This is a genomic window from Comamonas sp. 26 (genome assembly GCF_002754475.1).
Lineage (GTDB): Bacteria > Pseudomonadota > Gammaproteobacteria > Burkholderiales > Burkholderiaceae_C > Comamonas.
In genome coordinates this window covers 596665-616377 of sequence record NZ_PEFL01000001.1, presented here as the reverse complement: position 1 = coordinate 616377, position 19713 = coordinate 596665, and the positions used below count along the sequence as shown (strand labels likewise).

Below are 19713 nucleotides of genomic sequence, written 5' to 3'. Positions count from 1 at the left end.
GTCCAGGGCACTGAGTAACATCGCCCGCTGGCGCTGCCTCCTCTGCAGGGGCTGCGCATCACTTGCTGCTGCGATATGAATCCATCCCCCCTGCTGACCCGTCTGCGCGCTGAATGGGCACCCAGTGTGCCGCGTGAACTGCTGGCCGGTGCCGTTGCCACGTTTGCGCTGATTCCCGAAGTGATTGCCTTTTCCTTTGTGGCGGGCGTAGACCCAGCCGTGGGGCTTTATGCATCCTTCATCATCAGCATCGTGATTGCGGTGTTTGGCGCGCGCCCGGCCATGATCTCAGCCGCTGCGGGCTCGGTGGCACTGGTGGCTGCACCTCTTGTCGCATCACACGGGCTGCAATATCTACTGGCGGCAGGCTTGCTGGCCGGGGCCATGCAGATCGTTTTTGGCCTGTGCAAGATGGGCAGCCTGGTGCGCTTTGTCTCCAGTTCCGTGCGTACGGGCTTTGTCAATGCCCTTGCCATTCTGATCTTTTCAGCCCAGCTGCCACATCTGCAAGGCGCCAACACTGCGACTTGGGCCATGCTGGCCCTGGGTCTGGCACTGATCTACGGCCTGCCGTGGCTGGGACAGAGATTGCAGCTCAAGGCACTGACGGCCATTCCCTCACCGCTAATCTGTGTGCTGCTGCTGACACTGCTCAGCAGCTTCATGGGCCTGCCGCTCAAGACCGTGGCCGATCTGGGCCAGTTGCCCGACAGCCTGCCGCTCTTTGCTCTGCCTGAAATTCCCGCCAGCCTTGAGACCCTGCGCATCATCGCTTTGCCTGCTCTGGCGATTGCCATGGTGGGCCTGCTGGAATCTGTGCTCACCGCCGCCGTAGTCGATGATCTGACGGGCACACCCAGCAACAAGAGCCGTGAATGCACGGGCTTGGGGCTAGCCAATGCCGCGGCCAGCCTGTTTGGCGGCATCGCAGGCTGCGGCATGATTGGTCAGGCCGTGGGCAATGTGAAGTACGGCGGCCGGGGTCGCTTGTCCACGCTGTTTGCCGGCGTGTTTTTGCTGATTTTGATGGTCGCCCTCAAGCCCTGGGTATCGCAGGTGCCGGTAATTGCACTGGTGGCCATCATGATCATGGTGTCCGTATCGACGTTTGACTGGAAGTCGCTGGGCAATCTGGTGCGCTATCCGCATCTGTCCAGCTCGGTCATGCTGGTCACCGTGGTCATCACCATCGCCACCCACAACCTGGCCATGGGCGTGATTGCGGGTGTGCTGCTGTCAGGCGTGTTCTTTACCTTCAAGGTGGCCAATATGCTGAAGGTGCAGGGCCATCTCCATCAAGACACCTATATCTGGACAGTGACAGGCCAGGTGTTCTTTGCCTCAGCCGATGCGCTGATAGAGGCGTTTGACGTGCTCGCTGCCGCTGGCAAGCCTGTGCGCATTGATGTGAGCGCCGCTCACTTCTGGGACATCACCGCCGTCGGTGCGCTGGACAAGGTGATGGAGCGCCTGCGCCAGCACGGCTGCAGCGTGGAGCTGATCGGGCTGGATGACAGCAGCCAGCGGTTGATAGAAAGACTGAAGGTCTGACGGCGAAGGTCTGGCCTTATTTCAAGCTGGTTTTAGACAGGCGCTTGGCATTGGCCACGGCCTTGCGACGAATGGGGGCCAGACTTTTGGCCGCCACCTTGTCTGCCACGGCGGGCAGCTTCTGCCCCAGAGTCCAGGGGTTTTGCAGCCATGCCTGGCACAGCTGCTGCTGCACCTTGAACATCTCGGCGCCCATGGTCAGCCAGGACTGGTTGAAAGCATCCTGCTTTTCCACCACCATGCGCGTGAACTCACGCTGATCGCGTGGGGACAGCACGGGGCCGCTGAGCGCCATACGCGCAAGCCTGTGGCTGATGACCTGAGGCACAGCCATGCTGAGCTCCAGCAGTTCGCTGGCGGTACGGTGGGGAATGGCGGATTTGGTCATGCAGGTTTTTGGCTCAAAGCGCTACTCAAAAGAGCACTTATTGTGCACTGCAGCATAAATGAGTGCGCGCACTCACTTTATAAACCACCATCCGCCAAGGTCTGCCCCTGGGCTTCCTGCAGCAGCGCCTCCATCAGCCAGGGCACGCCCACATCGCCGGGGCGGTGCAGCGGCAGCAGCATGTGAACCTGAAATGGAATGGAAAACGCCAGCGGCCGCACCACCAGTTGCGGCCCGGCGCAGGCCCGCGCTGTGAGCGGGTTGACGACGGCCACGCCCAGCCCGTGCTGGACCATGGCACACACGGCCACGGCGCTGGCCGTCTCCAGACTCAGCTGGCGCTGCACACCGGCTTTGGAAAAAACGGCATCAATCTGCGCGCGGTAAGGATCGTCTCGCGCCAGACTGATAAAAGATTCGCCCTCAAAGTCCTGCGCCGTGAGCTGCACTTTTTGCGCCAGCGGGTGGCTGGCTGGCAGCACGGCAACCTCATCCATGGCGGGCAGCGGCTGGCTGCGCGTGCCGGGCGGGGCATCGGCCAGTTCAGACAGGCCCAGATCAAAGCGCTGCGCCGCCATCCATTCCTGCAGCAGCGGTGCTTCTTGCGTGGCTACGCTGACAGCCACCGTGCCATGACTGGAATGCAGCCGCGCCAATGCGCCCGGCAGCAAGGCGTGACTAAGTGCAGGCAGGCACAGCACGCTGATGCGCGCACCCTGCGGGCGGCCCAGCTCTACAGCGCGGTCAATCACCCGCTCAAGCCCCTGCCAGCTGCGCTGCACCTCATCCCACAGCAGCAAGGCGCGCGCATTGGCACGCAGACGGCCCTGCACCCGCTCAAACAGGGCGTAACCCAGCAGTTGCTCCATGCGCGCCAGTTCGCGGCTGACGGTAGGCTGCGAGGTGTAGAGCAGCTGCGCCGCGCTGGTGACGCTGCCTGCCGTCATGACGGCACGAAACACCTCGATATGCCGGTGCGTGATGCGCAGCGAAGAATCTGAATCGGTCATGCCAAAAGCATATCCAGTTTGAATACTCTTCAAAAAACAAGCTATTGGACTGAATAGATAGTACTTGGCATGATGCGCAGGATTTTTCTATTTTCAAGAGACAGCCACCATGTCAAACCCCTTCACTCCCGCCCTGCTCTGGAACCTGGCCGACGAATTCGGCACCCCGCTGTGGGTGTACGACGCCACCACTATCCGCGAGCGCATTGCCCAGCTCAAGGCTTTTGACACCGTGCGTTTTGCCCAGAAGGCCTGCTCCAACATCCATATCCTGAAGCTGATGCGCGAGCAAGGCGTGAAGGTGGATGCGGTCTCGCGCGGCGAAATTCTGCGTGCGCTGGCTGCGGGCTTTACACCCGGTTTTGGTGAGCCTGCCGACATCGTATTCACCGCCGATGTGATGGACGAGGCCACGCTGGCCACCGTGGTGGAGCACAAGGTGCCCGTGAACGCAGGCTCCATTGACATGCTGGGCCAACTGGCGGCGGTATCCAAGGGTCACCATGTGTGGCTGCGCATCAACCCCGGCTTTGGCCACGGCCACAGCAACAAGACCAATACCGGCGGCGAGCACAGCAAGCACGGCATCTGGCACAGCGAGCTGGAAGAGGCGCTTGAAGCCATCAAGGCCGGCGGCCTGGTACTGGCCGGTCTGCACATGCACATCGGCTCGGGCGTGGACTACGGCCATCTGCAGGAAGTCTGCGGCGCCATGGTCAAGCTGGTAGAGCGCGCCAAGGCGGCGGGCGTGGACCTGCACGCCATCAGCGCTGGCGGCGGCCTGTCCATCCCCTACAAAAAGGGCGACGCCACCATCGACACCGCCCACTACCATGGCCTGTGGGATGCCGCGCGCAAGCAAGCTGAAGCCGTTGTGGGCCACAGCCTTGGCCTGGAACTCGAACCCGGTCGCTTCCTGGTCGCCGAATCCGGTGTGCTGCTGGGCACCGTGCGCGCCACCAAGAATGCGGGCAACAACCACTTTGTACTAGTCGATACCGGCTTCAACGAACTGATGCGCCCCAGCATGTACGGCAGCTATCACGGCATGGAAGTGCTGCGCCGCGACGGCCAGCAACTGCCCGCGCAAGACAGCGTGGTGGCTGGCCCGCTGTGCGAATCGGGTGACGTGTTTACCCAGGGCGATGGCGGCGTGGTGCTGCCGCGCAGCCTGGCCGGTGCCTCCGTGGGCGATCTGCTGGTGATTCATGACACGGGCGCCTACGGCAGCTCCATGTCCAGCAACTACAACACCCGTCCTCTGGCAGCCGAAGTGCTGGTCGATGGCGACAAAGTGCAGCTGATTCGCCGCCGCCAGACGGTGGATGAGCTGCTTGCATTGGAACTGGGCTTGTAATTAAAGCGCCCCCTGAGGCGCACAACATTTGGCATTGTTGCCTTCCCCCTCTCTCTACGCGCTGCGCGCTAAGAGAGGGGAATGCAGCCCTCGCTGCGGAGCGGCCCTTGCTCGGCTGCACTGGCTTGGTCTGCGCCGGCTTCATGCGATACAGGTGTCGTACTGCACCATCGCTATCTGATTCCATAGCAGCTAGCGCTTATTCATCAAGGGCTTCAGGCCGAAATTGCCTGAAACCAGCCTCTCTCGGCACCGTACCGTGCCCAGCCAGTTCTTCCATGCCAAAGCACCCTGCCCCTTCAGTCCATCGCCACACGCTGACGGGCATTGGCTTTACGGTGCTGGCCTGTGCCTGCTTTTCCATACTGGATACCGGCTCCAAATACGCGGGTGCCTTGCTGCCGCTGCTGATGGCACTGTGGCTGCGCTATGTGCTGCAGTCGGCCTTGACGGTCGGTTTTGGCGTGGCGCGCCATGGGCTGGATATTTTTCGCACGCAGCGCCCGGGGTTTCAGTTGCTGCGCGCTATTTTGTTTTGCATGAGCAACGCGCTGGCCATGCTCAGCCTGCGCTATCTGCCGCTGGCAGAGTTCACCGCCATCGTGGCGCTGACGCCGCTGGCTCTGACACTGGTTGCGGCTGTGTGGCTGCGCCAGCAGGTCAGCCCGCTGCGCTGGGTGCTGGTGGCTCTGGGCTTTGCGGGCACGCTGGTCATCATCCGCCCGGGCGGTATGCAGTTCAGCGGCTGGGCGCTGGTCTGGCCTGCGTTGCAGCTCGCAGCCAATACGGCCTATCAAGTGCTGAGCAGCCGCATGGCCGGCAAGGAGCGCCCGCTGACCACACAGATCTACACCAGCCTGCTGGCGCTGAGCGTGACCTGCATGGCCCTGCCCTGGATCTGGCAGCTGCCAAATACAGCAGCGCTGTGGCTGGCGGCTATTGCCATGGGCGTGGGCAGTACCGTGGGACACCTGATGCTTCTCAAAGCCTATGAAAAGGCCGAGCCCGCCACCATCACACCGTTTCTCTACAGCCAGATTCCCTGCGCCTTGCTGGCCGGCTGGCTGCTCTATGGCCATATCCCCGACCAGTGGGCCGTGCTTGGCATGGCCGTCGTTGCGCTGTGCGGAGCGGCCAGTGCCTGGCTGAGCATGCGAGAAAGTCGCTAGCCCGCCTTAAGAGCGGCTAACACCGCCCTAAAAAGAATAGCTGCTTGCGCCTTTATTCATTAGCTTTCAATGCAAAAGCATTTGAAACCTAGAAATATCATGCACAAGCAGCTATTGTTTTATGAGGCTTTACTCGCCGCGCGGATCCCGCGCCATCAAAGACTGCACAGCCTCGGTCACTGGCAAGGTTCCATCCAGCAAGGCCACCACGGTTTCGGTAATTGGCATCTCCGCTCCAACCTGTCGGGCACGGGCCAGCACGGTGCGGGCGCTGTAAACACCCTCGGCCACATGGCCCAGCGATGTCACAGCCTGCTCCAGCGTCTTGCCCTGCGCCAGCAGCAAACCCACTTTGCGGTTGCGTGACAAATCACCGGTAGCAGTCAGCACCAAATCACCTAGACCCGACAAGCCCATGAAAGTCTCTGCCTGCGCGCCCAGCGCCACACCCAGGCGCGTCATCTCGGCCAGACCGCGAGTCACCAGCGCTGCACGGGCATTGAGGCCTAGCTCCAGTCCATCGCACAGGCCGGTAGCAATGGCCAGCACATTCTTGACGGCACCGCCCACCTCTACCCCCACGATGTCGTGGTTGGCATAAACGCGCATGGCATCGCCGTGAAAGGCCGACACCAGCAGCTCGCTCACGCTCTCATGCGCGCTGGCCGCGACCAGTGCCGTGGGCTGCTGACGCGCCACTTCAGCCGCAAAGCTGGGGCCGCTGAGGGCTCCGCTTTGCAGCTGCGGCGCCACTTGCTGGCAGACCTCGTGCGCCATCAAACCAAAGCTGCCAGGAGCAGCATCGGCGGGCACGGCTTCAAAGCCTTTGCACAACCAGACCACGGGCACGCGGCAATCCTTGAGCAAGCCCAGCCACCGACGCAGCGCCGCCATGGGCGTGCCCAGCACAATCAAATCTGCAGCAGCCGCATGCGCCATCACATCGCCGCTGACCACGGCGAGCGGCTCAGGAAAGGTGATGCCGGGCAAATAGCGGCTGTTGGCACGCTCAGCCTGCATGAGCTGCGCCTGCGCCGGGTCACGCGCCCAGAGGCTGACGACGCGCTTGTCCGGATGGGTGGCCGCGCTGATGGCCATGGCCGTACCCCAGGCGCCAGCGCCGATGACAAGAATTTTCATAGCTTTGGAATTCATAGCAAGTAACGCACGCCAGATATGCAAAAGAGGCCGCTAGGGCCTCTTTGCTGGGTGCCTGACCTGATTGTCCCACAGGGGCATCGGATCAAAAAGCGGTGCGCGTTACTGGGGCAACTGGCCTTCAGTCTGTGCGGCGGCAGCGGCTTGTTGTTGCTCGTACATGGCCTGGAAGTTGATTTCGGCCAGGTGCACAGGAGGGAAGCCAGCGCGGGTCACCACGTCAGCCACGTTGCCGCGCAGGTAGGGGTAAATGATCTGGGGGCAGGCAATGCCGATCACGCCACCCATCTGGTCTTCAGGCACGTTGCGGATTTCGAAGATGCCAGCTTGCTTGGCTTCGACCAGGAACACGGTCTTGTCCTGAATCTTGGTCTGAACGGTCGCTGTCACGGCCACTTCGTACACGCCTTCAGCCACGGGAGTGGCTTCCACGCCCAGCTGAATGTCAACACTAGGCTGCTCTTGCTCCAGCAAGATGGCGGGAGAGTTAGGCTGCTCCAGGGACAGATCCTTCAGGTACACGCGTTGGATCTGGAACACGGGGCTGTTGTCTTGTTCGGCCATGATGAGCTTGGTCTTTCAGAAAAATTCTTGCGGGAGAAATGCAAATGCCTGCGGTGAGTGTCAGCACGGGGGCTAGTCTCACAGCAGGCATTTCCATGAAATAGCGCTTTGCATTATGCAGCGACTGCCAACCGACCCATGGTCGCTACTTGTGTAAAGCGGGAATTCATACCATTTCTTGGCATTTTTACAGGGTATGTAATGAGGGCATGTTGAGAATTGATCGGAGATCGCGTGGTAACTCCGAACAAACCTCAGAGGACCTTAGCTTTGCAGCAGGGGCAGCAGGCCGCCATTGGCATCCAGCGCCATCAAATCGTCGCAGCCTCCCACATGGGTCTCGCCAATAAAGATCTGCGGCACGGTGCGGCGGCCGGTGATCTCCATCATGTGATTGCGGGCAGCGGTGTCGAAATCAATGCGGATTTCTTCAATCTCCTCAACACCCTTGGACTTGAGAATTTGCTTGGCTCGTGTGCAATAAGGGCAGACGGCGGTGGTGTACATCTTCACGGCTTGCATGGGGTCACTTTCTTTTCAGAATTTCACAGAGGGCGCCAGCAAAGGGCGCTCCGCAGCAAAGGCTGCCGTCCCTTTAGGGAAAGGCGCGCAGTGCTCAAGGAGTATTTTTCTCAACAGGCAGACCCGCATCGCGCCAGGCCTTCAAGCCACCGGCCAGTGCCTGGGCCTTTTCGTAGCCCAGCTTCTTGGCAATGGCTTCAGCGCGCACAGCACGTGCACCCGATGCGCAGACCAGCACCAAGGGCAGTTGCTTGTTCTTAACGGTCGTAGCCAGTTTTTCTTCGAACTGGCTCAGAGGCAGATTCTTGGCTCCGTTGACATGGCCTGCCGCGAACTCTTCGGGCTCGCATATATCCAGCACCACGGCTTTTTCACGGTTGATCAGGTGCACGGCAGCAGCAGCCGAAAGGGAACCGCCAGTAGCACCGCGCAGGGCGGGCAAGAGCAGCATCACACCCGAAGCTACAGCAATCAGGATCAAATACCAGTTATCGATGATGAATTTCACGTCATTCCTTGGGATGGCAAACCTGCTGATTTTAGAGGCTGCTCCGCCATTCGGCCCGGCCAGCACTGCACAGACCCGCGTCCCACAAGCCCATACGTTCTGTTTACAAGGCCACAACCGAAAGTGCACGCTCTCCAAAATCCCGAAAAGTCTCACAGGAATAGGAAGCAGACCGGCTATTTGCCTGAAGTGGCTTTCCTGGACTCGCTCCCGGGCAAAGGCCCTGCCTCTAGAATGCACGGTTTTGACTTTGTGTCATTACTGCTTTGCTACTTTGAGAGATTCCATGTACAAGCTCGTTCTGATCCGCCACGGTGAATCCACCTGGAACCTAGAAAACCGCTTCACCGGCTGGACCGATGTGGATCTGACTGCCACCGGCGTCGAACAGGCCAAAAAGGCCGGTCAACTGCTCAAGGCAGAAGGCTTCGACTTCGATGTGGCCTATACCAGCATGCTCAAGCGTGCGATCCGCACCCTCTGGCATGTGCAAGATGAAATGGACCGCACCTGGCTGCCCGTGGTGCATAGCTGGCGCCTCAACGAACGCCACTACGGCGGTCTGCAAGGCCTGAACAAGGCTGATACTGCCAAGAAGTATGGCGATGATCAGGTTCTGGTCTGGCGCCGCAGCTACGATGTGCCGCCTCCTGCACTGGAAGCCACGGATCCCCGCAGCGAGCGCGGCGATGTGCGCTACGCCAAGCTGCAGCCCGAGCAGATCCCGCTGACCGAATGCCTCAAAGACACCGTTGAGCGCGTTGTTCCTTTCTGGAGCGAGTCCATTGCCCCCGCCATCAAGGCAGGCAAGCGCATCGTCATCACGGCGCACGGCAACTCCATCCGCGCTCTGATCAAGTATCTGGACAATATCGCCGATGACGCCATCGTAGGTGTGAACGTCCCCAACGGCATCCCTCTCGTGTATGAGCTGGATGCCGATCTCAAGCCAATTCGCCACTACTACCTGGGCGATGCCGAAGCGGCAGCCAAGGCAGCCGCTGCAGTCGCAGCTCAGGGCAAGGCCTGAAATTCCTTTTCGCCGCCCATTGCTCAGACGGCTTAGCTAGTCTGAACATGGGCTGACGCAGCAAAAGGCCTATGGAACCTCATGGGCCTTCTGTCGTCCAAGGTGTATATTGCGAATGGTTAAAGGGGTGCTATGGGTCAAAAAATCAAAATTGCAGGCTGGATCTCTGTAGGCGTGGTCGCTGGTGCGCTGACCACCGTATCACTGCAGACGCTGGCTCGTGGCGGCGTAACGCCTCTGCCACTTGAAGAAATCCAGCAACTGTCGGCCGTTTTTGGTCTGATCAAAACAGATTATGTGGAGCCGGTCAGTGACAAGAAGCTGATCACCGATGCCATCTCCGGCATGGTCTCCAGCCTTGACCCCCACTCCCAGTACTTCGATAAGAAGACATACAAAGAATTCAAGGAAGGCACTTCGGGCAAGTTCGTTGGCGTAGGCATTGAGATCACCATGGAAGATGGCCTGATCAAGATCGTCTCTCCCATCGAAGGCTCGCCAGCCTTCCGCGCAGGCCTCAAGACCGGCGACCTGATCACCAAGATTGATGACACCGCCGTCAAGGGCCTAACGCTCAATGATGCCGTCAAGCGCATGCGTGGCGAGCCCAATACCAAGGTTCGCCTGAACATCCTGCGCAAGGATGAGAGCCGTAGCTTCCCCGTCACCATCACGCGTGAAGAGATCAAAACCCAGTCGGTCAAGGGCAAGGTCATCGAGCCTGGCTACGCTTGGATTCGCCTGAGCCAGTTCCAGGAACGCACGGTCGATGACTTTGTCCGCAAGGTCGAAGAAATCTACAAGCAGGACCCCAACCTCAAGGGGCTGGTGCTGGACCTGCGCAACGACCCGGGCGGCCTGCTGGATGCAGCCGTCGCCATCTCTGCAGCCTTCTTGCCGCCCGATGTGCCCGTGGTTTCCACCAACGGCCAGTTGGCTGAGAGCAAGGCTGTTTATAAGGCATCTCCAGAGTTTTACGCTCAGCGAGGCTTTGGCGACCCCTTGCAACGCCTGCCTGCTGCGCTGAAAAAGCTGCCTCTGGTTGTACTGGTCAACGAAGGCTCGGCCTCTGCCAGCGAAATCGTGGCTGGCGCCTTGCAAGATCACAAGCGCGCTACCGTGATGGGCAGCCAGTCTTTCGGCAAGGGCTCCGTGCAGACGGTGCGCCCCCTGGGCCCAGAGACTGCGCTCAAGCTGACCACTGCACGTTACTACACGCCTAGCGGCAAGTCCATTCAGGCCAAGGGCATCGTCCCCGATCTGATGGTGGACGAAACTCCAGAAGGCAACCTCTTCGCAGCTCTGGGCATGCGTGAAGCGGATCTGGAAAAGCACCTCTCCAGCGGCCAAGGTGCAGAAGTCAAGAACGACGCACTGGAAAAAGCTCGCGAAGAAGCCCGCAAGCGCCTCGAAGAAGAAACGAAAAAGCCCATTTCTGAACGCCGTCTGCCAGAGTTCGGCTCTGACAAGGACTTCCAGCTGCAGCAGGCGCTGAGCAAGCTCAAGGGCCAGCCCGTTCAAGTCAGCAAAACGCTGACAGAGCGCAAAGTTGAAGACAAGTCCGACGATGCGGCCGCTTCAGATAAAAAACCTGCCGTGAAGAAGTCGCCTGAAAAGAGCGAATCCGACAAGAGCAAAAAATAAGCTCAGGGCTGCAAACCCCTCCCAACCAGCCGGGCTTGCCCGGCTTTTTCTTGGACTCATGGAAACCAACCGATGAACGATGGTCAATTGCTGCGCTACTCCCGCCACATCATGCTCGACGAAATCGGCATCGAAGGTCAGGAGCGAATTCTTGCTGCACATGTCGTGATCATTGGCGCAGGTGGCCTGGGCTCCCCTGCTGCACTTTATCTGGGCTCCGCCGGCGTAGGCCGCATGACCATCGTCGACAACGACATCGTGGACATGACCAATCTGCAGCGTCAGATTGCACATACCACCGAGCGCATCGGCATGCCAAAAGTCGACTCCATTCGCACAGCGGTACACGCCATCAACCCCGAGGTTGATATTCGTTGCATTCAGGAACGCGCTACAGATGCTTTGCTCAATGAGCTACTTCCAGAGGCAACCCTCGTTCTGGACTGCACCGATAACTACAAGACCCGCCAATCCATCAACGCGGCCTGCGTGCGCCACTGCATTCCGTTGATAGAAGGCGCTGCCATTCGGCTGGACGGACAACTCATGGTCATCGATCCCCGAGCTTCTGACAGCCCTTGCTATGCCTGCGTCTTCCCGCCTGAGGCTGAGTTTGAAGAAATTCAGTGCTCGACCATGGGCGTTTTTGCGCCGCTAGTGGGGCTCATCGGCACCCAGCAGGCGGCAGAGGCAATGAAGCTGATTGTCGGTTTTGGCCAATCTTCTGTCGGACGACTCCAAATGCTCGATGCACGCACTTTGGAGTGGAGTACGATGAAAATTGCTAGGGTTAAAACCTGTGTGGTTTGCGGAAGCTGAGATCCCCTTTAGTAAATCAACATTACAATAAAATTGTATAAAACATAATTTGTTTCACTATGTGGGAACTTGGTAACTCTCACATCATGTCCACAAATACAGTCATCCCCACTAAACATCTACCTACCGCCGTGAAATTGCGCACTTTTTTCGTTGAAGACAACCCTACGATTCGCGAGAACCTGATTGCGACGCTGGCGGAGCTTGCAGATGTCGAAGCGGTGGGTCTCGCAGAGACTGAGGCTGACGCATCGGAGTGGCTGAGCATCAACCAGGGCGCATGGGATCTCGTCATCGTAGATCTATTCCTACGCGAAGGTAGTGGCCTTGGCGTGGTCACCAGCTTCCAGCATCGCCTTCCATCGCAAAAGCTGCTGGTACTCAGCAACTATGCAACAGCAGATGTTCGTGAGCGCTGCCTTGAACTGAATGCTGATGCAGTATTTGACAAATCTAATGAAATCGATGCCCTCATCGACTTTTGCATTGATCTAAACACAGCGAAAGCCTGATCGTTATCAAAAATAAAAAGAGGCTTGGATTTCCAAGCCTCTTTTCGTTAATCGATCAAACGATTTTTTAACGCGTAATATGTCAAATCACTATTGGAAGAAAGCCCCATTTTCTCCATCAATCTTGTTCGGTAAGTGCTGACAGTCTTGACGCTTAAAGAAAGTGATTTCGCAATATCACCAGCAGTCTCACCACGAGCCAGTTTCAGAAACACCTGAAACTCGCGCTCAGACAGTTGCTCGTGTGCAGGCACATCATCTTTGCGATTGAGTTGCTGTGCCAGAAGGTCAGCTACTGCAGGTGTCAGATAACGTCGCCCCAGCGCAACAGTTCGAATCGCCTCGGCAATATCTTGAGGATCACATTCCTTGTTTAGATATCCGCTGGCACCTTGGCGAATCAAGTTGATTGCATAGTGCTCCTCAGGGTATCCACTGAGAATCAAAATCCCCATGTCCGGCGCTTTAGCTCGGAGCATTGCCAGTGCATCAATGCCACTTTGCCCTGGCATAGACAAATCCATCAGCAGCACATCAATCTCTTGCTCTCGTACCAAGTCAATGGCCTCTCGTCCATTGCCTGCTTCTCCAACCACCCTCAGGTCTACATGTTCAGACAGGAATTGGCGTAATCCCGAACGAACAATTGCGTGGTCATCCACTATGCCTACTTTTATCATGAACACCTCTTTTTCATGAAGTTGCGCTCGTCTCCCCCTGCGCGTAACTTTTAAAGACCCGAACTATGATGTCAGTCATTGACGATACGATTATGCAGAATATCAGGTAATTGCCTTGTAGGTGAGAGGATGTAGATGCGCTGGACCAATATCCGCAAAATTGCAGTCAGCCTGACGATAGCGATCATTGCGGCTGTCTTAATGGTAAGTATTAATGAAGCTGGCTATAAACGATCCTTGCAGGCGCTGGATACGCTCACCCAGACACAAAGCACAAGGGCCAAGCTGAATTTGCTGATGCAGCAAATACTGGACGCAGAGACTGGTCTGCGTGGCTATCTGCTTACAGGAAAAGAACGCTATTTAGAGCCTTATAACTCCGCGAATGCAGCCATTAGCGGCAGTATGGATGAGTTGCGCCGCATCTTCATCATGGATCCCAAGGAGCTGGCATCCTTCACGCCACTGGCCCGCCAAGTCGAGCGCAAGACCAGCGAAATGGAGCTGAGCCTGCGCTTGTATCGACAAGGCAACAACGAGGCATGGCGCTTTGTGATGTTTACCGATATCGGCATAGAAAACATGGACGCCATCCGGGAACACATCAAAACACTGGTTGACAGCATCGACCAGCGCGCCAAAGCCAACCTTGCTGATATCGAACAAACGCTGAGCTTGTCCCGCATCGGTATTGCAACCGTGACTGCGCTAGGCATTCTTGGTTTCTTCATGTACTTGCGCCAAGCGAACGCCCTGCAGCATTCGCACCAGCGCGAGCAAGAAATTCAGCGTGAAGAGCGCAATCGACTCGAAGAGGTGGTGAGTGAGCGAACTGCCACACTGACAGAACTGGCAACCCACCTGCAGCAGGTACGCGAAGATGAGCGTGGTCATCTGGCACGTGAACTCCACGATGAGCTGGGATCCCTGCTAACCGCCGCCAAGCTAGATGTGGCAAGACTCAAATCAAAGATTGATATCTCAACACCCGAAGTCTCAGAACGAGTCGCTCACTTGATCGAAACGCTCAACAGCGGGATTGCACTCAAGCGCCGCATCATTGAAGACCTGCGCCCCTCATCCCTCTCCAATCTGGGCCTGACTACGGCTTTGGAAATTTTGACCCGAGAGTTTGGTGAGCGCAGCAATATCGAAGTGGAATGCAGTCTGGAGCCTGTCGATTTGACGGAGTCAACCCAGCTAACGGTATACCGCATCGTTCAGGAATCTCTGACCAATATTGGCAAATACGCCAAAGCCAACCATGTGATAGTGACCGTGCACAACTACCCTACCTATGTAGCTGTGCAGATTCAGGATGATGGTCAAGGCTTTGAACTGGCCAGCATGCGCCCTAACTCCCACGGGCTGGCAGGCATGAAGCACCGCGTTGAAGCCGTAGGTGGCAGACTCACCGTAGCCTCGCAACCCAGCAAAGGAACGACTATTTCAGCCGTCATCCCACTGGCCATGGTGAATGCCTGACAGTAAGTACTTCACAGAGATTTATCCTACGCAAGTGTACGAATTTACCCCTACGCAGTAGGAAGATGCTCACCGTCACCCCGCCTGACATCGAATCTCTACAGTAAATACATGCCCTTGGCTACAAGTTCTGCCAAGTCTGTACTTTCGAGGAGAGAAACATGCTGCACTACGCTATTGTCTTTTTTGTCATCGCCTTGATTGCCGCCATCTTTGGCTTCGGCGGCATCGCAGCCAGCGCTGCAGGCATCGCCAAAATCCTGTTCTTTGTCTTCATCGTGATGGCCGTTATCACCTTCTTGGTTGGGCTGGTGAAGAAGTAAGCCTTGCTTTGAAATGTGTAGAACTTTGTTCGTATGCATTGCGCAAACAAGGAGTATTGGCCATCATTCCTCTCAGCTTCTGTATTTCAGAAGTTGTGATGCTCATGAGCCACATGACCGCACACTTTCGCAAGAATTTTTAAATTTCTGGGAGTTTCAGACAATGAGCCAAGCTGCAAAAGACGCAAAAGACACAATGGAAGACCTCAAGAGCACAGCCAAAGATCTGGCTGGCGATGCCAAAGAGGCTGTGAATGATGCAGTGAGCTCCGCCAAGAGCACGGCTCACAAGGTTGCTGATGCCGCCGAAGACATGGCTGACGACTTGGCAGACAACGCTAAGGACACTGCGCGCAGCGCGCGCCGTACGGCTTCTGAAGCCATTGACTCAACAGGTCGTCACCTGCGCAATGCTGATGATGAAGTCAACCCGCTGATCGACAACCTCGCCAACCGTGCGCAGGACTTGGCCGAGCGCAGCATCAACTTCTGGGCTGACAACTCTCACCGCGCACGTCGCCAGATAAATACGGCCACAGATGCAACCACCAAGTATGTGAGCGAGCAACCCGGCAAATCGGTACTGATTGCTGCCGCCACGGGCGCAGCTCTGGCAACGGCCTTTTTCCTCGGTCGCTCGCGAAAAAAATAAGCTTTCAATTCTTTTTCTCAAGGCACTTTAACAAAACGTTTTGGTGCCGTTTTCAACACCAAGGGAGAACCTATGAAGAACATGACTCGTGCTTTGGCTTTCAGCTTCGTTGCCCTCACTGCCGTTCTGGGCACTACCGCTTGCTCGGTCGCTCGTGACCAGCAAACAGTAGGCTCCTACGTTGATGACGCTGGCATCACCACCGCGGTGAAAGCCAAGATGGCTGAAGACAAGAGCGTGTCTGCCACTGCTATCAGCGTGGAAACATTGAAGGGCGTTGTACAGCTGTCAGGCTTTGCCAAGTCTGATGCAGAAAAAGCACGCGCTGGTGAAATTGCCCGCACAACAAAGAATGTTCGCGAAGTGCGCAACAGTATTGTGGTCAAACCCTGATTCTGTTCACATCACCTGAAAGCGGAGCCTGACAGGCGCTGCTTTACTCAGCCAAAGCCAGCTTCGAGCTGGCTTTGTTTTTTCGCCTACACCACGGCGCCGCACTTCGACGCTAAAGTGAATGCATGCGAGTTTTCAACTGCGAGGCCTGCGGCCATCTGATCTACTTTGACAGTCTGCAATGCGTGCATTGTGGCGCAGCTCAGGCATTTCTGCCAGATCAGCTCAGGGTGGGAGTTCTTCCGCCCTCCAATACAACTTCCGATGCGTCATCTAGCGATCTGACAGCACGCTACCGGCCCTGTGCGCACCGGCACAACATCAGCCTGTGCAATTTTGCGATTGAGCCCTCTGACTCTCACCAGCTCTGTGTTTCCTGCCGCCAGACGGAATGGCTGCCAGACTCCAGCAACCCTGCCAACGAGCTGCGCTGGGCAAAGATTGAAGTTTCCAAGCGGCGTCTGTTCTATACCTTGGCCAAGCTAGGCCTGCTTGACCCTCATGGGCACCGGGTGCCAGAACCCCGGTTCTCACTGCTTGCGGATATTCCCGGCTCCACCCCGGTGATGACGGGCCACGCCAGCGGCATGATTACGCTCAATGTGGTCGAAGCTGACGATGATGAGCGCGCCAGACGTCGCCTTGCACTGCGTGAGCCATTGCGCACGCTGATTGGCCATCTGCGCCACGAATCAGGGCATTTTTACTGGGATCAATTGATAGCGCATAGCGCTTGGCTGGAGCCATTCAGAGCCCTGTTTGGCCACGAAAATCTGGACTACGCGCAAGCCCTGCAACAGCACTACAACAAGGATCCTCTGGACACTCGCTGGAGCCAGAGTGCCATCAGCGCCTATGCCACATCTCACCCATGGGAAGACTGGGCCGAGACCTGGGCGCACTATCTGCACATGGTGGATTTGATGGAGACAGCGGCCAGTTACAGCACCAGCATCACCGTGCCAGACATTCCCTGCTCAGGACCGCAGCTGATCTGCAACCCGCTGGGAAATGTGCCTTTGGACTTTTCTGTGATGCAGGCACAGTGGGTGCCCCTGACGCTGCTGCACAACAGCCTCAACCGCAGTCTGGGGCTTGAGGACGCCTACCCGTTTTCCATCTCAGCCATGGCCTGGGACAAGCTACGCTTTGTGCACGACCTGATCAGCGACTACCGCCAGAAATCTGGCTTTGCAGTCCCGGCCCTTTGATTAACGATTCTTAGCTGCTGCGGCCCACCTTGGCCATCAGCTTTTCGTGCACACCCTTGGAGACGAACTTGTCCACCTCACCATTGAGAGTTGCAATCTCGCGCACAAAGGTGGAGCTGATGAACTGGTAGCGGTCGCTGGGCGTGAGGAACACGGTTTCCACCTCGGGCATCAGCGTGCGGTTCATGCCTGCGAGCTGGAATTCATAGTCAAAATCCGTCACCGCGCGCAGGCCACGCACCATGGCCTTGGCTCCGCGGGCCAGCACAAAGTGCGCCAGCAAACCGTCAAAGCTTTCAACCTGAACCTGCGGATAGCTGGAGCAAGCCTCGCGCACCATGGCAATGCGCTCGTCCAGCGTGAACAATGTCTTCTTGTGATGACCGGCCGCCACCGCCACGATCACCTTGCCAAACAGCTGCGTGGCCCGGCGCACCACATCTTCATGGCCCAGCGTAATCGGATCGAAGGTGCCGGGGTAAACGGCAATCACGTTCTGGCTCATGGCTTATCTCTCCTGCGGCTTTTTATGGGTTTAGATGCTGCTGCAGTGCAGCACAAAAGCATTATGCATGCAGCATCAAATCGCGCTTTTTTTTGCATAAAAGAGCTGCTAGCGCCTTATTTATCAGTGCTAGCAGCTCTTATATCAATAGCAAACGAATGCTTTGACGTTTATTGCTTTTTCAGCAGGTGGGCGTGTACCGCACCCGCTTTCAAATAGCGGTACAGCTCCAGCCCCATCTCCAGCAAGCGCTCTTCAGACCAGGCCTCGGGCGCTTCCAGATAGATGAAGCCGCCGTCATTTAACGCAGCCATGGCCGCCTTTACGGAGGGCTCGAACAGGTCAACGCTCTCAAAAGGCGGGTCAAGCAAGATCAGGTCCTGGCCGATAGCCGTCTTCAGGCAGCTCAGGCCATCGCCACGCTGCACGCGCACCATCTTGGCGTCCAGCTTTTGCTGCAGACGCTGCAGTTGCTGGACCAGGGCCGGGTCTTGCTCGTTCATGATGACGCTGGTGGCACCGCGCGATGCAGCTTCAAAACCCAGAGCGCCTGTGCCGGAGAAAGCATCCAGACATTTCCAGTTGGTCAGGTCCTGGCCCAGCCAGTTGAACAGCGTCTCGCGCACGCGATCAGGCGTGGGGCGCAGGCCAGGCTTTTGCGCCACGGTCAAGCGCGTGCGGCGCCACTGGCCGCCGACGATGCGGATTTCACCCGCACCAGTAGTCACGCTCTTGCCTGCAGATGCGGCGCCCTTGGCCGCACCGGGGCGACCGGGCTTGGTCGCAGCCAGCTCCTGGGCCTTGCGCTCGGCCTCGTGAATCATCTTGTCCAATGCCTTGCGGCCTGCGGGGGTGTGTAGTTTGATGGCGCTGCGGCTCATGGCTTAGATCCGAGGGTAATGGTCACCATGCGGTCGGGTTGCACCATGCGCTGCATGGCGTCCTTCACGTCTCTGGTGGTGAGAGCCTGAACGCGGTCCGTCCAGTGCTCCAGATAATCAAGTGGCAAGCCGTTCCAGGCAATGTTCGAGACATTGCCCAGCAGCTTGCGGTTGCTGTCGATGCGCAGCGCGAAGCCGCCGACCAGATTATCCTTGGCTGCCTTCAACTCTTTCTCTGTCGGGCCTTCTGCGATGAATTTGCGCAGCACATCCTGGGAGACCTTGAGCGCCTCGGCCGCCTGATCAGGGCGGGTCTGCAGGCTGATCACAAACGCACCGCGATCAAGGCCGGGCGAGAAGTCGCTGGATACACCATAGGTCAGGCCACGTTTTTCACGCACCTCTTCCATCAGGCGTGAGGTGAAGCCACCGCCGCCCAGAATATGGTTGCCTACCATCACCGCCAGAAAGTCCGGGTTGTTGCGTGCAATGCCGGGCTGGCCGATCAGTACTTGGGCCTGAGCAGACTCAAATGGAATGCCCTCCACTTTGGCTTCCTTCAAGTCCTGCACCTTGGCGACTGCAGGCAAAGGCGCGCAGTCATTGCCGTTGGTCGCCTGTAGCGGGCCCAGCAACTGCTTAACCATGGCATCGGCCTGCTCGCGGCTGACCGCCCCCACCACGCTGACCTTGGCACGGCAGGCCTTAATCAGCTCCTTGTGAAAGGCTTGCATGGCCGAGACATCGATCTTGGCCAGGCTATCGACCGTGGTCTGGTAACCATAGGGCGAGTTGCCGAACACATCCTTGCGAAAGGCCTTGGAGGCAATCGTTCCGGGGCGTGTATCGGATTCCTTGATCGATGCGCTCCAGCGCTCGCGGTCGCGCTGCCACACGGCATCGGGCCAGCTGGGCGCAGCCATCTGGCGTGCGGCCAGGGCCACAGCCTTTTGTTGCAGATCGGGCACGGTCAAGCTGCGCAGACCAAAGGTAAAGCTGTCGCGACCTGCATTGGCACCAAAGCTGGCACCCAGATCGGCCCAGGCCTGTCCCAGCGCATTTTCATCCAGCGCAGGCGCATCGCCAGCCGCCTTGATGCCCTTGGATGTCATCATGGCCACGGCAGCAGCCAGACCGGCCTGGCCTTGCGGATCGCGGCGGCTGCCGGCATCAAAGTCCATCTGCACATCCACCATGGGAATGCCGGGACTTTGCACCAGCCAGACCTGCGCACCGCTGGGCTGGGTCCAGTGCTCAATAGGCAATAGCGCCCAGGCAGATTGAGTTAAAAAACCCATTCCAGCGCTTACAACCAAAGCGCCAGCAGCTATCTTTTTCATAGTTTTCATGT

Annotated in this window: 22 protein-coding genes; 12 read left to right on the top strand and 10 right to left on the bottom strand. The window is 57.8% G+C overall.

The window, feature by feature from the left end:
• The first annotated feature begins 75 nt into the window (after positions 1-75).
• The gene (locus CLU84_RS02880; RefSeq protein ID WP_099735856.1) at positions 76-1551 is read left to right on the top strand and encodes a SulP family inorganic anion transporter; all 1476 of its coding nucleotides are present in this window, start codon (positions 76-78) and stop codon (positions 1549-1551) included.
• Between the two features lie 16 nt (positions 1552-1567).
• Here CLU84_RS02880 and CLU84_RS02875 read toward each other — a convergent pair whose 3' ends face one another.
• Both CLU84_RS02875 and CLU84_RS02870 read right to left on the bottom strand, forming a co-directional pair.
• Positions 1568-1939 carry a polyhydroxyalkanoate granule-associated phasin gene (locus tag CLU84_RS02875; RefSeq protein ID WP_099735855.1) on the bottom strand — a complete coding sequence of 124 codons (372 nt, stop codon included), beginning with the start codon at positions 1937-1939 and terminating at the stop codon, positions 1568-1570.
• 77 nt (positions 1940-2016) lie between these two features.
• A complete protein-coding gene (locus CLU84_RS02870) occupies positions 2017-2949 on the bottom strand; it encodes a LysR family transcriptional regulator (protein ID WP_099735854.1) in 933 nt (310 codons plus the stop codon).
• Positions 2950-3058: 109 nt separating this feature from the next.
• Between CLU84_RS02870 and lysA the strand changes: the two genes are divergently transcribed.
• Together lysA and CLU84_RS02860 are read left to right on the top strand one after the other, a co-directional pair.
• Positions 3059-4306 carry a diaminopimelate decarboxylase gene (gene lysA, locus CLU84_RS02865; RefSeq protein WP_099735853.1) on the top strand — a complete coding sequence of 416 codons (1248 nt, stop codon included), beginning with the start codon at positions 3059-3061 and terminating at the stop codon, positions 4304-4306.
• 278 nt (positions 4307-4584) lie between these two features.
• Positions 4585-5475 carry a DMT family transporter gene (locus CLU84_RS02860; RefSeq protein ID WP_099735852.1) on the top strand — a complete coding sequence of 297 codons (891 nt, stop codon included), beginning with the start codon at positions 4585-4587 and terminating at the stop codon, positions 5473-5475.
• Positions 5476-5604: 129 nt separating this feature from the next.
• Here CLU84_RS02860 and CLU84_RS02855 read toward each other — a convergent pair whose 3' ends face one another.
• The 4 genes from CLU84_RS02855 to CLU84_RS02840 all read right to left on the bottom strand — a co-directional run bounded on the left by CLU84_RS02855 (position 5605) and on the right by CLU84_RS02840 (position 8227).
• The gene (locus CLU84_RS02855) at positions 5605-6615 is read right to left on the bottom strand and encodes an NAD(P)H-dependent glycerol-3-phosphate dehydrogenase (protein ID WP_099735851.1); all 1011 of its coding nucleotides are present in this window, start codon (positions 6613-6615) and stop codon (positions 5605-5607) included.
• Positions 6616-6735: 120 nt separating this feature from the next.
• On the bottom strand, positions 6736-7197 hold the full coding sequence (gene secB, locus CLU84_RS02850) for a protein-export chaperone SecB (protein WP_003051901.1): 462 nt from the start codon (positions 7195-7197) through the stop codon (positions 6736-6738).
• Positions 7198-7461: 264 nt separating this feature from the next.
• Positions 7462-7719: a glutaredoxin 3 gene (gene grxC / locus CLU84_RS02845; protein ID WP_099735850.1), complete on the bottom strand. Its 258-nt coding sequence runs from the start codon at positions 7717-7719 to the stop codon at positions 7462-7464.
• A gap of 94 nt (positions 7720-7813) precedes the next feature.
• Entirely contained in the window at positions 7814-8227 is a 414-nt protein-coding gene (locus CLU84_RS02840; protein WP_099735849.1) for a rhodanese-like domain-containing protein, read from the bottom strand.
• Between the two features lie 286 nt (positions 8228-8513).
• Here CLU84_RS02840 and gpmA point away from each other — a divergent pair, with 286 nt between their 5' ends.
• The 4 genes from gpmA (at position 8514) to CLU84_RS02820 (ending at position 12232) form a co-directional block, all read left to right on the top strand.
• Positions 8514-9257, top strand: coding sequence for a 2,3-diphosphoglycerate-dependent phosphoglycerate mutase (gene gpmA, locus CLU84_RS02835; protein WP_099735848.1), 744 nt, complete (start codon positions 8514-8516; stop codon positions 9255-9257).
• Positions 9258-9389: 132 nt separating this feature from the next.
• Positions 9390-10901, top strand: coding sequence for a S41 family peptidase (locus CLU84_RS02830; RefSeq protein ID WP_099735847.1), 1512 nt, complete (start codon positions 9390-9392; stop codon positions 10899-10901).
• Between the two features lie 72 nt (positions 10902-10973).
• Positions 10974-11720: a HesA/MoeB/ThiF family protein gene (locus tag CLU84_RS02825; RefSeq protein ID WP_099735846.1), complete on the top strand. Its 747-nt coding sequence runs from the start codon at positions 10974-10976 to the stop codon at positions 11718-11720.
• Between the two features lie 131 nt (positions 11721-11851).
• Positions 11852-12232: a response regulator gene (locus CLU84_RS02820; RefSeq protein WP_099735845.1), complete on the top strand. Its 381-nt coding sequence runs from the start codon at positions 11852-11854 to the stop codon at positions 12230-12232.
• A gap of 47 nt (positions 12233-12279) precedes the next feature.
• Here the strand turns inward: CLU84_RS02820 and CLU84_RS02815 are convergent, their stop codons facing one another.
• Complete coding sequence (locus tag CLU84_RS02815; RefSeq protein ID WP_099735844.1) at positions 12280-12912, bottom strand: response regulator transcription factor; 633 nt, start codon at positions 12910-12912, stop codon at positions 12280-12282.
• A gap of 135 nt (positions 12913-13047) precedes the next feature.
• Between CLU84_RS02815 and CLU84_RS02810 the strand changes: the two genes are divergently transcribed.
• From CLU84_RS02810 to CLU84_RS02790, 5 genes are all read left to right on the top strand, one after another.
• A complete protein-coding gene (locus CLU84_RS02810; protein WP_099735843.1) occupies positions 13048-14397 on the top strand; it encodes a CHASE3 domain-containing protein in 1350 nt (449 codons plus the stop codon).
• Positions 14398-14558: 161 nt separating this feature from the next.
• Positions 14559-14720: a DUF1328 domain-containing protein gene (locus CLU84_RS02805; protein WP_099735842.1), complete on the top strand. Its 162-nt coding sequence runs from the start codon at positions 14559-14561 to the stop codon at positions 14718-14720.
• Positions 14721-14883: 163 nt separating this feature from the next.
• Positions 14884-15372 carry a hypothetical protein gene (locus tag CLU84_RS02800; RefSeq protein ID WP_099735841.1) on the top strand — a complete coding sequence of 163 codons (489 nt, stop codon included), beginning with the start codon at positions 14884-14886 and terminating at the stop codon, positions 15370-15372.
• Between the two features lie 72 nt (positions 15373-15444).
• Complete coding sequence (locus CLU84_RS02795; protein ID WP_099735840.1) at positions 15445-15765, top strand: BON domain-containing protein; 321 nt, start codon at positions 15445-15447, stop codon at positions 15763-15765.
• Between the two features lie 125 nt (positions 15766-15890).
• Entirely contained in the window at positions 15891-16976 is a 1086-nt protein-coding gene (locus CLU84_RS02790) for a putative zinc-binding metallopeptidase (protein WP_099735839.1), read from the top strand.
• A 10-nt stretch (positions 16977-16986) separates the two neighbouring features.
• Here the strand turns inward: CLU84_RS02790 and coaD are convergent, their stop codons facing one another.
• The 3 genes from coaD to CLU84_RS02775 all read right to left on the bottom strand — a co-directional run bounded on the left by coaD (position 16987) and on the right by CLU84_RS02775 (position 19711).
• Entirely contained in the window at positions 16987-17481 is a 495-nt protein-coding gene (coaD, locus tag CLU84_RS02785; protein WP_099735838.1) for a pantetheine-phosphate adenylyltransferase, read from the bottom strand.
• A 170-nt stretch (positions 17482-17651) separates the two neighbouring features.
• Positions 17652-18362, bottom strand: a complete 711-nt coding sequence (rsmD, locus tag CLU84_RS02780; RefSeq protein ID WP_099735837.1) for a 16S rRNA (guanine(966)-N(2))-methyltransferase RsmD — start codon at positions 18360-18362, stop codon at positions 17652-17654.
• Entirely contained in the window at positions 18359-19711 is a 1353-nt protein-coding gene (locus tag CLU84_RS02775) for a pitrilysin family protein (protein WP_099735836.1), read from the bottom strand. Before CLU84_RS02775 ends, rsmD begins: the two co-directional genes overlap by 4 nt.
• Between the last annotated feature and the right edge of the window lie 2 nt (positions 19712-19713).